The organism is Pseudoalteromonas nanhaiensis (genome assembly GCF_051235485.1).
Taxonomy (GTDB): Bacteria; Pseudomonadota; Gammaproteobacteria; order Enterobacterales; family Alteromonadaceae; genus Pseudoalteromonas; species Pseudoalteromonas lipolytica_C.
Genome location: NZ_JBPNYQ010000001.1, coordinates 173324 through 185740, shown reverse-complemented (window position 1 = coordinate 185740; position 12417 = coordinate 173324). Strand labels below are relative to the sequence as shown.

Genomic DNA, 12417 nt, shown 5'->3' with positions numbered 1-12417 from the left:
GTAAACCTATGAGTTGATAGCGGTACAAAACGCTACAATTAAGCGTGTTTAAGGCTAATTCAGAAAGTGGCTATTACTCAAATTTCAGGCACAAAAAAGCCGCACCTAAGCGCGGCCTTTTTTACTTAATATTGCTATTAAGCTTCAGCGATAACGATTACTTTGATAGTAGCCGTTACGTCTGAGTGTACTGCGATTGCTACGTCAAATTCGCCAGTCTCACGGATAGTACCTAGAGGTAAACGAACTTCTGATTTAGCAACTTCAACGCCAACAGCTGAAATAGCTTCAGCGATGTCGCGAGTACCGATAGAACCGAATAACTTGCCTTCGTCACCAGCTTTAGAAACTAGTGTAACTTCAGCTAATGCTTCTAACTTGTCAGCGCGAGCTTGAGCAGCAGCTAGATCTTCAGCGATCTTAGCTTCTAAATCAGCACGACGTGCTTCGAAAGTTTCGATGTTAGCTTTAGTTGCAGGAACTGCCTTACCTTTTGGGAAAAGGAAGTTACGTGCGAAGCCAGATTTAACTACAACCTGGTCACCTAGGCCACCTAGGTTTGCGATCTTGTCTAGTAGAATAACTTGCATGTCTCTACACCTTTTAAAAACTGTTAATCCGCTGCTTACTTATGTAAGTCAGTGTATGGAAGAAGGGCTAAGTAGCGAGCACGCTTGATAGCAGTTGCTAGCTGACGCTGATATTTAGCGCTAGTACCTGTGATACGGCTAGGTACGATTTTGCCACTTTCTGTAACATAGTTTCTAAGAGTAGCTAGATCTTTATAATCGATTTGTTGTACGCCTTCCGCTTTAAAGCGGCAGAACTTACGACGTCTGAAATAACGTGCCATGAGTATAATTCCTCAAAAAATTCTTTCTATATGTTGAGCATGCAAGACCAATTGGCTTAAGCCATTTCGACCTTCGTGACGGTTTAAAAACCCCGTCACCTGCACTTGGTGCCCAACGTGCAATTGTTGAGTCTGTTGTTGCAATAGCGTGCCGCTGGCAACAACTTGAAGCCTGACATAACTATTACGGTTAAGGTCTGCTTCAACTTGCATCGATTTATGTTCAAGAACAAAAATACAATGCGGTATACCAGCAGGGCTTTGACTATACTTTGGGGTTTTACATACAACCCCAGATAGTGTCAGCTGATTCATATAAGGATTAAGCGGTTGGCTCATCTTTTTGTCTCAACTGCAAGCGCCATGCTTGAACTCAAAACGATTAAGCAGCTGGTGCTTCTTTCTTCTCTTCTTTCGCAAGAGGAGATGCTTCAGTTACAGCGTCTTTAGTACGCATAACTAAGTTACGAAGCACTGCATCGTTGTAGCGGAAAGTAGTTTCTAGCTCGCTGATTACTTCAGTAGGTGCTTCAACGTTCATAAGAACATAATGAGCTTTGTGAAGCTTGTCGATTGGGTAAGCCAATTGACGACGGCCCCAGTCTTCAAGGCGGTGGATAGTACCACCAGCTTCAGTGATAGAACCAGTATAACGTTCGATCATACCAGCTACTTGCTCACTCTGATCAGGGTGAACCATGAATACGATTTCGTAATGACGCATGGATATTCCTTACGGTTAATAGAGCCTTCTACCGTTTCGGCCAGTCGGTTTAAGGCAAGGAATTAAATTTAATAAGCCGAAATGAGCGCGCATTTTACGCTTAGATTGATAATTAAGCAAGATAAAACAGCAAGCCAAGCTAGATTATTGTGCTCTAATAAGATTTTCTAAGCGCTAAAAACAAAAAACCCAGCCGAGGCTGGGTTTTTGAGATTCTGAAAACTAAAATTACTTGATTTTAGCTTCTTTGAAAATCACGTGTTTACGAGCTTTAGGATCGTATTTTTTGATTTCCATTTTTTCAGGCATGTTACGCTTGTTCTTGTCGGTAGTGTAGAAAAAACCAGTACCAGCAGTTGAAACTAAACGGATCTTATCGCGCATGATTCAGTTCCTTAAACTTTTTCGCCACGAGCACGGATTTCTGTAAGAACCGCGTCGATGCCTTTTTTATCGATAATACGCATACCTTTAGTAGTAGTGCGTAGTGTTACAAAACGTTTTTCACTTTCAACCCAAAAACGGTGAGTTTGTAGGTTAGGTAGGAAACGACGTTTAGTCGCGTTTCTCGCGTGTGAACGGTGGTTACCAACCGCTGGACGCTTACCTGTAACTTGACATACTTTAGACATGTCTATATATCTCCAATAACTTCGCTCGAGCTTAATTTTCCCTTAGGCCAGTATTTGTGCCCCGGGATAAATCGAAGGGCGCTCTTTATACAGCTTATACAGGCAAAGATCAAGTAACAGATCTTATCCAATCAGCTCATGTGTAAATTTGATAGCGGCTAATTATAAAGATCGAATGCCCTTAGGGAAAGTAAAAACTGCATTTAAATTAAACTAATTTCTAAAATCGCCCTAAACTGCTCATTTTTAACACACTCTATAGCCTAACAAGCTTTATATAAGCCCTCTTTCGGCAAACGACACACAATTTTCACCTCCCACTATGATGTGATCCAGCACATTTATATCAACTAAGGCTAACGCTTGCTGCAATTTCGTGGTGATCAATTTATCAGCCTGACTTGGCTCAGCTACTCCACTTGGGTGGTTATGGGCAAGAATCAGCGCCGCGGCATTATTACGTAATGCTGCTTTAACGACTTCGCGTGGGTACACAGAAGCTGCATTAATAGTGCCGTAAAAAAGCACTTCGTCTTTAATTAATTGATTTTGGTTATCTAAATACAGCACCATAAATACTTCTTGCTGCAAACCACGCAACTGAATAGTTAAGTAGTCGTACACAGCTTGTGGCGAATTAAATAGTGCCTCGCGTTTACATTGCTCAAGCATATAGCGCCGGCTTAATTCAAGTACCGCTTGCAACTGAACATACTTAGCGGCCCCTAAGCCCTTTTGTGCGCAGAATTCTTGTTCGCTCGCGTTAAACAAGTTTTGCAATGTACTATTTATACTGAGTAAATGCTCTGCAAGCTCAATAGCATTCATGCCCGGCACGCCTGTGCGTAAAAATATTGCTAATAGCTCTGCATCTGAAAGTGCTTTAGCACCTTTAGCAAGTAGCTTCTCGCGAGGCCTTGCTGATAGAGGTAAATCGGTTAATGGCATTGCTTCATCCTTAAAACAACTATATCAATGACTAAACTGTACTATAAAACCTAGAAAATCCAGTTTTTTCCTGTCATGAAAAAGAAAACTTCATGCTATCGGTAAAGATTTGCTATCGTTAGCCCATATCGACAAAAGTTAAATTTCACGTAATGACTAAATCAGTAAATAAAAAAATCCTGCTAGGTATGAGTGGTGGTATTGCAGCCTATAAATGTGCAGAGCTTGTCCGCCGTTTAAAAGATCAAGGCTGCGAAGTTAAAGTCGTCATGACCGACTCGGCAAAACACTTTATTACTCCTTTAACAATGCAAGCGGTAAGCGGTGAAATTGTTTCTGATTCATTACTCGACCCAGCAGCAGAAGCAGCAATGGGCCATATTGAGTTTGCTAAATGGGCCGACCTTATTTTAGTTGCCCCTGCAACCAGTAATATTTTAGCGAAAATGGCAATGGGTATTGCCGATGATTTACTGACAACACTTCTATTAGCCACCCCTGCAAAAGTGGCTGTAGCACCTGCCATGAACCAGCAAATGTATGCCCATCCTGCTACACAAGCAAATATTGCCACACTTCGCGAACGTGGCGTGGCTATTTGGGGCCCAGGTAAAGGCGAGCAGGCTTGTGGTGATGTAGGCGCAGGCCGTATGTTAGAGCCTCACGAGTTAGTCGCGCTTTGTACACAACCTGAAGTAGAGCCATTACTTGCTGGCAAAACCATTACTATTACAGCAGGACCAACCCGAGAAGCCCTCGACCCAGTTCGTTATATCTCTAATCACAGCTCTGGCAAAATGGGTTATGCCCTTGCCGAGGCTGCACTTGCTTTAGGTGCAAAGGTCAACTTAATTTCTGGCCCAGTGACAATTAAAGCACCTGCTAATGCCCTGCTTACTACTATAGAAAGTGCAGAGCAATTACTCACCGCCTCAATGCAACTAGCCGTAAAATCAGATGCCTTTATAGGCTGTGCAGCAGTAGCCGATTACCGTGCAGCAGCAATTCATGAGCAAAAAATGAAAAAACAAGGTGATGAACTAACCCTCACCTTAGTTAAAAACCCAGATGTTATCGCAAACGTTGCAGCGCTTAGCAAAAACCGTCCTTATACAGTGGGCTTTGCCGCCGAAACCCAAGATGTTGCAAGCTATGCACAAGGTAAATTAAAGAACAAAAATCTCGATATGATCTGCGCAAATGACGTATCAAAAGAAGGCCTTGGCTTTAATTCTGATCATAATGCTTTAACACTTTTCTGGCACAATGAGCAGCTAGATTTAGCGATGGGAAGTAAAAAAGATTTGGCCATGAGCGTGATGACTGAGCTTGCCAAGCGTTTGTAAAAATGCTGGAAAGAAACTGAATAAAACATTAACATAAGCCTCTCATTTGCACAAAAAATGGCTTGTCTGACTCCTAAGAGCGCAAGTAATAAATTATAAGAAAGGAATGGTCATGCCTGCGACAAAAAGAAGTAATCGCAAAGAGCAGATTCTGCAAGCACTCGCACAAATGTTAGAAACCAGCCCAGGTCAACGTATCACAACTGCAAAACTAGCGGCTGAGGTAGGTGTGTCTGAAGCTGCGTTGTATCGTCATTTTCCGAGTAAAGCACGGATGTTTGAGGGCCTAATCGAGTTTATTGAAGATACCCTGTTATCACGCATTAACCTCATTTTAGAAAATGAGAAAGAAAGCCAAACACGTGTGTACAATATTTTACTGCTATTATTAGCCTTTGCTGAGAAAAACCCGGGTATTACCCGCATTTTGACCGGTGATGCCTTGCAAGGTGAACAAGAGCGTTTACGTGAGCGTGTACAAGGCCTATTTGAAAAGCTAGAAACTCAGTTCAAGCAAGTGCTACGCGAGCGTAAACTGCGCGAAGGCAAAGCATTTCAATCAGACGAAACCACCCTAGCCAACTTCTTACTCGCCTACGTAGAAGGTAAGATGAATCAATTCGTGCGCAGCGACTTTAAAGCAAAACCAAGTGCACAATTTGAAAAACAATGGCCAGAGTTACAAAAGATTTGGTTGTAGTGAGTTGTTAGGGGAAAGAGTAAAGTTAACGAGTTGCTTTCTAACTTTCCCCTTGTAACTTTTCCCTTGAAACTTTCCCGTCCAACTCCCCAAACACGCCACTTATCGTATCTACTCGAATTGTTAATTTAAAACGCTACACTGGGTGCATCATTTTAAAAACAACGAGAAAGATGAATGAAAGCGCAATTATCACTTTTGAGCTTAGCCTTGGTGACAAGCCTTGGTAGTGCACAAGTTAGTGCGAAAGAAGCTCTGCAATTTAAAGACGTGTTTGATTTTAAATACGCAAAAGGCACCCAACTTTCTGAAGATGGCCAAATTCTTAGCTTTAGTGCTGACCCGTATCGCGGTAATGCACAAGGTCAGGTTTATACATTAAACAATAACACCCTGCTTGCCAGCGTTGAACGCGGTACTCGCCCTACTATTAATAAAGCAGCAAACTGGGTGGCTTTTACTCAGGTACCTACCCTGCTTGAAAAAGAAACCACCAAGAAAAAAGATGAACTAAAAAATAACCTAGTTTTAGTGAATACTAAAAATGGTGAGCAACAAACGTTTAACGATGTAAAAGACTACGCGTTATCTGATGATGGTGTATGGCTTGCTTACCGACTCGATAAGAAAGCAGAAAAAGCAGATAAAAAAGACGACCAAGAAAAAGACGAAAACAGCAGCGAAATCAAGCCAGACAAAAAAGACAAAAGCTTTGATTTAGTGCTTGTTAACCTACAAGACAAAACCACTCACACTGTAAATAATGTATTTAGCTATGCGATGAGCAGTACTGGCGAGCAATTATTAGCAAGCCAAAGCTACAGTGATGGGGCCGACAACCAAGTAGTGTTAGTTGACCTTAATAATGGCTTTGCAACTAGCGTGTTGATTGATGAGCCAGGTGTGGTTGCAAATAAAATTGCATGGCAACCAAACAGTAATACCGCAGCACTGTTAGTTGGTAATTACGTTAATGATGATACACGCCGACGCGACCACAGCTTACAGCTTTTACAAAACGGCGCACTTTCAACCATTAACTCTACAGATAGCAGCTGGACTATCGGCAAAACAGCATCATTAACATGGTCTGACGATGGCGCTCGTTTATACTTTGAAAACCACCCTAAACTCGCTGCAAAAGTTGCCTTAAAAGAATACAAAGGTGAAGCCTCTTTATATGATTTCGATACCATTCGCGACCAAAAAGGCCTAAACGTTTGGCACAACAAAGACGCTGAAATAAAACCACGCGAAGAGCAGCAATGGAACAAAGCCAATAAGCTGCGCCACTACCAAGCGGTTTATCATGTAAATGGTCAGCAAGTTGTGCAGCTTAGCACACCAAACATGCCAGAGGTTTCGCTTAATACTCATCGCGAAGCTCTATTAGGTTACTCAGACCTACCTTACCTAGAACGTGTTATGTATGGCGGTTTTTACGCAGATTACTTCAGCGTGGATGTTAAAACTGGTAAACAAACCGCTATCATCAGCGACTATCCGTTTAGACCAAGCCTTGCGCCAAATGGCCAATTTGCAGCATTTTTCCAAGACAGCCAAGTTCAGCTAAAAGATTTAGGTAACAACAAGGTTTCGACCTTATCTAAAGCAATTAATGCTATTTTTGCCGATGATAAGCATGACTACCCATCACCTCAACCGGGATATGGTTTTGCGGGCTGGTTAAACGACAGCAGCCAAGTACTGGTTTACAGCAAATTTGATATTTGGGCTTTTGATGTCGCAACAAAAAAGGCAACGCGCCTAACCCAAGGTAAAGAAACCAATACCCAATATCGTGTTATTAAACTAGATAAAGACCAAGTGGGCTTTGCCAAAGACGAAACATTATTGCTAAGCGCAACCAACCTGCAAGATAAGCAAACTGAAATTGCCAAGCTTGACTTAGCAAGCAATAAAGTAAGCAAAGTACTATCGGGTAAAAAGCGCTATGATGTGGTGAAAAAGGCAAAAAATGCCGACAAATACCTATTTACTGCGCAAACATATCAGCAATTCCCTGATTACTACCAAACTGACTTTAGCTTTAAAAAGCCACAGCGTGTTACCAACCTAAACCCACAAATTAGCAACTTTGCATGGGGTGAAAAACCTGAGCTTATTAGTTACAAAGGGTTTGATGGTGAAGATTTACAAGGCGTATTAATCAAGCCAGCGGGCTACAAAAAAGGCGATAAGGTTCCGGTGGTTGTGTACTTCTACCGCTATATGAGCCAACGCATGTATGACTTCCCGAAAATGGAATTAAATCATCGTCCTAACTTCCCGATGTTTACCTCAAATGGCTATGCGATTTTCTTACCTGATATCCGTTTTGAAATTGGTCATCCGGGCAAATCGTCAACCCAAACGATGATCAATGCCACTCAAAAGTTAATTGATTTAGGCATTGCTGATCCAGACAAAATTGGTTTACAAGGTCACTCATGGGCAGGCTATCAAAGTGCCTTTATGATCACGCAAACAGATATGTTTAAGGCGGTTGTATCGGGTGCGCCTGTATCTAACATGACCAGTGCGTATAGCGGTATTCGCTTAAAATCAGGCCTTGCGCGTCAATTCCAATACGAAACAGGGCAAAGCCGCATTGGTAAAACCTTATTCGAAGCGCCAGAGCTGTACATCGAAAACTCACCGGTGTTCTTCGCCGATAAAGTGAATACCCCTATTCTGATTATGTTTGGTGACAAAGATGACGCTGTGCCTTGGCACGAAGGGGTTCAGTACTATCTAGCGCTTCGTCGCGCAGGTAAAGATGCCACCTTCTTACAATACGAAGGTGAACCACATCACTTGAAGAAATTCCCTAATCAAGTGGATTTCTCGGTGCGCATGATGGAATACTTTGATCATTACTTAAAAGGCAAGCCTGCTGCTGATTGGATCAAAAACGGCATCCCTTTTATTGAAGAATAAGCAACAAGCTGATTTTCAGCTTAAAGCACACCTCCCCCAGAGCCAGCATTTTTGCTGGCTTTGTTCTATAAAATCAATCAAACAATCTGTTTTTTCGATTTTATCAATCGATTTAAACCCCAGTTTGTAAGTGGAAAGTTAATCAGAACATAACTATATTTCACCCAACTTCTAACTGGAGACAACACAATGTTTAAGAAATCAACGTCAGCTTTGTCTAAAGTAGCTGTTGCGGTATCACTATTGGTGGCAACAGGCGTACAAGCTACAAACGACATCAAATCAAACCAATTCTGGTGGCCAGAGCAATTAGATCTTAGCCAACTTCGTGCCCATGGGGCAGAATCAAACCCAATGGGTCCTTACTTTGATTACAAAAAAGAATTTTTAAAGTTAGACCTAAACGCAGTGAAAGCCGATATTGAGAAAGTATTGACTGATTCTCAAGATTGGTGGCCTGCTGACTACGGTCACTATGGTCCATTCTTCATCCGTATGGCGTGGCACGCATCAGGTACGTACCGTACTTTTGATGGTCGTGGTGGCGCAGGCGGTGGTCAACAACGTTTCGACCCACTAAACAGCTGGCCTGATAACGCGAACCTTGATAAAGCGCGTCGCTTACTTTGGCCTGTAAAACAAAAATACGGTCGCAGCATTTCTTGGGCTGACTTAATGGCGTTAACAGGTAACGTTGCGCTTGAATCAATGGGCTTCAAAACCTTCGGTTATGCCGGTGGTCGTGAAGACGATTGGGAGCCAGATTACGTATACTGGGGCCCTGAAGGCAAAATGCTAACTGACGAACGTCGTGACAAAAAAGGCAAACTTAAAGGCCCATTAGCGGCAGTTGAGATGGGCTTAATTTATGTAAACCCAGAAGGCCCTCACGGTAACCCTGATCCACTGCTCGCAGCAGAAGACATTCGTTTATCATTCGGCCGCATGGCAATGAACGATGAAGAAATCGTTGCACTTATCGCCGGTGGTCACAGCTTTGGTAAAGCACACGGTGCGAAAAAAGCGACCTGCTTAGATAAAGAGCCAGCAGCTGCGGCTATCGAAGAGCAAGGTTTAGGTTGGAAAAACAAATGTGGTAAAGGTCATTCAGAAGATACTGTTACTTCAGGTCTTGAAGGCGCATGGACAGTGACACCAACACGTTGGTCAATCAACTACCTACAAAACTTGTTCAGCTTTGAGTGGGTTAAAACGAAGAGCCCAGCAGGCGCAACTCAGTGGATCCCTGAAAATGGTCAAGCATCTAACCTAGTGCCAGATGCACACATTAAAGGTAAGCGTCATGCGCCTATCATGTTCACAACTGATATCGCGTTAAAAGCAGATCCTGAGTTCCGTAAGATTTCAGAGCGTTTCTTAAACGATCCGAAAGAGTTCGAACTGGCATTTGCTAAAGCATGGTTCAAACTAAACCACCGTGACATGGGCCCACGTGCTCGTTACCTAGGTGACTTAGTGCCAGAAGAAGTATTAATTTGGCAAGATTACATCCCTGAGGTTGATCACAAACTTGTTGATAGCAAAGATATCGCGTCACTTAAAGCAAGCATCTTAGATTCTGGTTTATCTGTATCTGAACTCGTGCGTGTTGCTTGGGCATCAGCAGCAAGCTACCGCGACACAGATATGCGTGGTGGCGCAAACGGTGCACGTATTCGTTTTGCTCCGCAAAAAGATTGGCCGGTAAACAACCCGAAAGAAGTAGCTAAAGTACTGAGCAAACTTGAGAAAATCCAAACTAAGTTCAACAAAAAAGCATCTGGCGGTAAAGAAATTTCACTAGCAGATATGATTGTTCTTGGTGGTGCGGCTGCAATCGAAAAAGCAGCAAGCGACGCTGGTTTCTCTATCACAGTACCATTCAAGCCAGGTCGTATGGACGCGTCATTAGAAATGACTGACGTTGAATCATTCGAAGTACTTGAGCCAACAGCAGATGCATTCCGTAACTACTACAGCTCAGCATGGAAATCACCTGCTGAAATGTTAGTTGAGCGCGCTGACTTACTGAGCTTATCAGTACCAGAAATGACTGCACTACTAGGTGGTATGCGCGCCCTTAACGCGAATACTGACCAAACTAAACACGGTGTATTCACGAAAAAACCAGGCACATTAAGCAATGATTTCTTCGTTAACCTACTAGATATGTCAACGAAGTGGTCTAAGTCTTCTGAAGAAGGTGTTTACGAAGGCCGTGACCGTAAGTCAGGCAAACTTAAGTGGACAGCAACACCAGTAGATTTAATCTTCGGTTCAAATTCAGAGCTACGTTCAATTGCTGAAGTGTACGCATCTGACGATGCTAAACAGAAGTTTGTTGATGACTTCGTAGCAGCATGGACTAAAGTGATGACGCTAGATCGTTTCGACCTGCGTTAATATTTTCGCAACCAACAAAGCCGCTAAGTATAGCGGCTTTTTTATTTTGGATAAAATTCGCTCGACAATCCTGTGTTTTAAGTTAAAAATAACACTTTATTATTAATATCAAGATGTAGGCATTAAGGATGATTGCACGCTTATCACAGCTCATTGTTTTCTATTTACTATGCTTAATTGTGACAGAAAACAGCTATGCGGATCAGGCTAACTCTGTAATCTCTATTAACGAGCGCAGCGTTAATCTTACGCAATTCAACATGAGCTATTTCATCGATAAGCAAGGCAATACTCCATTCACTAAGATACAAAGTGAAAATTTTATTAACAGTAAAAATGAGCTCACTTTAGGTACTAACGCAAAAACGACCTGGTCAAAAATAATCATCAAAAATAACTATAGCGATAGCTTACGTTTATTTGTTCACAACCCCGATGCTTACCATCTAGAAGAGGTGGGATTTTACGAAACCCACAATGGGCAACTCATTAATCAAACAGATGTTTATTTAGATAAATCTGGGGTAAAAGCCAATATGTTTGGCGGGAGTGCCGTTTTTTCGTTTGCTTTAGCACCAGCTCAGCAAAAAATCCTTTATGTGAAATCTGTAACTTACTCACACCAGTGGTTTACTCTTAATATATATGACGAAGAGCACTCTAAACGTGCATTAGTCGGTAACGGTAATTACATTGCGCTACTCGTTGGAATGATGCTTGCGCTAATGATATATAACTTTTTCTTGTATTTATCGGCCCGAAAAATCGAAAACATCGTATACGCCCTATACTTGATTTCAGGCACCGTATGGGTGGCGTTATCTTACGGTGTAGCGGCAAACTTTTTTGGTGTATTTAGTGCAGAGCTTTTCCAACTAAACTCAAACTTACTCAGTATGCCAAGCTTTTTGGTGATCTTTGTAATGCTCATTTTCGAGACCAAGAAACATTACCCTAAAGAGCATATTGCCCTTTCAATTATATTATTGTTGCTTGTTGGCGACTTTATCTACAGCTTATTCGATATCGTTGGCGCATTAAAGCCAGCTAGTAGCTTAGCCGCACTTATGATGACGGTGACATTTGGGGTATCTATTTCGCTATGGCGCAAAGGAAACCCGCTAGCAAAATACTTTTTACTTGGTCACTCTATGTTCGTCATTTTCAATATGTTGGCAGTGCTTTATTACAAAGGGATCAGTGAAGCTAACGTGATCAATAGTCATGGCGTGGGAATAGGCATTTTACTCGAAGCTTTAATGATGGCGTTTATTCTCTCATACCGAATTAAAACACTTGAAAAAGTAAAAGCGCAGCAAAAAGAGCTCACTCGCTTAGTCGACACAGATCCAATGACAGGCCTGTTTAATCGTCGCTACTTCGATAGAAAAAGTGAAGAGTTAATTGCAGCAACAGCCACAAATAATCAGCCATTATCTTTACTGATTGCCGATCTCGATCATTTCAAAAATATAAACGATACCTATGGGCACGATATTGGTGACAAAGTTATTATTGAGTTTGCCAATATACTTACAGCAAAGCAGCGCAAAGGCGATATAGCCTGTCGCTACGGCGGTGAAGAGTTCGTATTACTGCTTAATTGTAACCTTGAAGATGCCAAGCAGGTTGCCGAACGAATTCGCAAACAAGCACAAGAAACCATTATTAATGTTGATGATACGCAAACAGTTAAATTTACAGTGAGCATTGGTGTTCACAGCGTAGCCCATGCCGCAACTACTATAAAAGAAACACTCACCATTGCCGACAAAGCATTGTATAAAGCGAAGAGTAATGGCCGTAATTGTGTTGAAGTAGCGGCTTAGGGGAGAAAAAATCGGTAAGCGGTATTATGTAGGTCGCCATTT

At 42.1% G+C, this 12417-nt stretch carries 12 protein-coding genes; 5 read left to right on the top strand and 7 right to left on the bottom strand.

Translation table 11 applies throughout. The features are described 5' to 3' along the window. Positions 1 to 137 precede the first annotated feature (137 nt). The 7 genes from rplI to radC form a co-directional block, all read right to left on the bottom strand. A complete protein-coding gene (gene rplI / locus ACSFVZ_RS00760; RefSeq protein ID WP_135926188.1) occupies positions 138 to 590 on the bottom strand; it encodes a 50S ribosomal protein L9 in 453 nt (150 codons plus the stop codon). A 35-nt stretch (positions 591 to 625) separates the two neighbouring features. Next, positions 626 to 853, bottom strand: coding sequence for a 30S ribosomal protein S18 (rpsR, locus tag ACSFVZ_RS00755; RefSeq protein ID WP_002962753.1), 228 nt, complete (start codon positions 851 to 853; stop codon positions 626 to 628). A gap of 12 nt (positions 854 to 865) precedes the next feature. Next, positions 866 to 1168, bottom strand: a complete 303-nt coding sequence (priB, locus tag ACSFVZ_RS00750) for a primosomal replication protein N (RefSeq protein ID WP_435557988.1) — start codon at positions 1166 to 1168, stop codon at positions 866 to 868. 67 nt (positions 1169 to 1235) lie between these two features. After that, the gene (gene rpsF / locus ACSFVZ_RS00745) at positions 1236 to 1577 is read right to left on the bottom strand and encodes a 30S ribosomal protein S6 (protein ID WP_135926189.1); all 342 of its coding nucleotides are present in this window, start codon (positions 1575 to 1577) and stop codon (positions 1236 to 1238) included. Positions 1578 to 1805: 228 nt separating this feature from the next. Continuing rightward, entirely contained in the window at positions 1806 to 1961 is a 156-nt protein-coding gene (rpmG, locus tag ACSFVZ_RS00740; RefSeq protein WP_022946036.1) for a 50S ribosomal protein L33, read from the bottom strand. 11 nt (positions 1962 to 1972) lie between these two features. Beyond that, complete coding sequence (rpmB, locus tag ACSFVZ_RS00735; RefSeq protein WP_036973115.1) at positions 1973 to 2209, bottom strand: 50S ribosomal protein L28; 237 nt, start codon at positions 2207 to 2209, stop codon at positions 1973 to 1975. Between the two features lie 273 nt (positions 2210 to 2482). Next, positions 2483 to 3157 carry a RadC family protein gene (gene radC, locus ACSFVZ_RS00730; protein WP_135926190.1) on the bottom strand — a complete coding sequence of 225 codons (675 nt, stop codon included), beginning with the start codon at positions 3155 to 3157 and terminating at the stop codon, positions 2483 to 2485. A gap of 152 nt (positions 3158 to 3309) precedes the next feature. Here radC and coaBC point away from each other — a divergent pair, with 152 nt between their 5' ends. The 5 genes from coaBC (at position 3310) to ACSFVZ_RS00705 (ending at position 12375) form a co-directional block, all read left to right on the top strand. Then, on the top strand, positions 3310 to 4503 hold the full coding sequence (coaBC, locus tag ACSFVZ_RS00725) for a bifunctional phosphopantothenoylcysteine decarboxylase/phosphopantothenate--cysteine ligase CoaBC (RefSeq protein WP_295508801.1): 1194 nt from the start codon (positions 3310 to 3312) through the stop codon (positions 4501 to 4503). A 112-nt stretch (positions 4504 to 4615) separates the two neighbouring features. Then, complete coding sequence (slmA, locus tag ACSFVZ_RS00720; RefSeq protein WP_063699831.1) at positions 4616 to 5203, top strand: nucleoid occlusion factor SlmA; 588 nt, start codon at positions 4616 to 4618, stop codon at positions 5201 to 5203. 177 nt (positions 5204 to 5380) lie between these two features. Beyond that, positions 5381 to 8143: a S9 family peptidase gene (locus tag ACSFVZ_RS00715; protein WP_435557921.1), complete on the top strand. Its 2763-nt coding sequence runs from the start codon at positions 5381 to 5383 to the stop codon at positions 8141 to 8143. A gap of 189 nt (positions 8144 to 8332) precedes the next feature. After that, a complete protein-coding gene (katG, locus tag ACSFVZ_RS00710; RefSeq protein ID WP_435557920.1) occupies positions 8333 to 10546 on the top strand; it encodes a catalase/peroxidase HPI in 2214 nt (737 codons plus the stop codon). Positions 10547 to 10674: 128 nt separating this feature from the next. Continuing rightward, entirely contained in the window at positions 10675 to 12375 is a 1701-nt protein-coding gene (locus tag ACSFVZ_RS00705) for a diguanylate cyclase (RefSeq protein WP_435557919.1), read from the top strand. The last annotated feature ends 42 nt before the right edge of the window (positions 12376 to 12417 follow it).

Bases quoted from the DNA above. Each gene is read 5' to 3' on its own strand.
- rplI (WP_135926188.1), bottom strand. From the start codon at position 590: ATGCAAGTTATTCTACTAGACAAGATCGCAAACCTAGGTGGCCTAGGT.
- rpsR (WP_002962753.1), bottom strand. From the start codon at position 853: ATGGCACGTTATTTCAGACGTCGTAAGTTCTGCCGCTTTAAAGCGGAA.
- priB (WP_435557988.1), bottom strand. From the start codon at position 1,168: ATGAATCAGCTGACACTATCTGGGGTTGTATGTAAAACCCCAAAGTAT.
- rpsF (WP_135926189.1), bottom strand. From the start codon at position 1,577: ATGCGTCATTACGAAATCGTATTCATGGTTCACCCTGATCAGAGTGAG.
- rpmG (WP_022946036.1), bottom strand. From the start codon at position 1,961: ATGCGCGATAAGATCCGTTTAGTTTCAACTGCTGGTACTGGTTTTTTC.
- rpmB (WP_036973115.1), bottom strand. From the start codon at position 2,209: ATGTCTAAAGTATGTCAAGTTACAGGTAAGCGTCCAGCGGTTGGTAAC.
- radC (WP_135926190.1), bottom strand. From the start codon at position 3,157: ATGCCATTAACCGATTTACCTCTATCAGCAAGGCCTCGCGAGAAGCTA.
- coaBC (WP_295508801.1), top strand. From the start codon at position 3,310: ATGACTAAATCAGTAAATAAAAAAATCCTGCTAGGTATGAGTGGTGGT.
- slmA (WP_063699831.1), top strand. From the start codon at position 4,616: ATGCCTGCGACAAAAAGAAGTAATCGCAAAGAGCAGATTCTGCAAGCA.
- ACSFVZ_RS00715 (WP_435557921.1), top strand. From the start codon at position 5,381: ATGAAAGCGCAATTATCACTTTTGAGCTTAGCCTTGGTGACAAGCCTT.
- katG (WP_435557920.1), top strand. From the start codon at position 8,333: ATGTTTAAGAAATCAACGTCAGCTTTGTCTAAAGTAGCTGTTGCGGTA.
- ACSFVZ_RS00705 (WP_435557919.1), top strand. From the start codon at position 10,675: ATGATTGCACGCTTATCACAGCTCATTGTTTTCTATTTACTATGCTTA.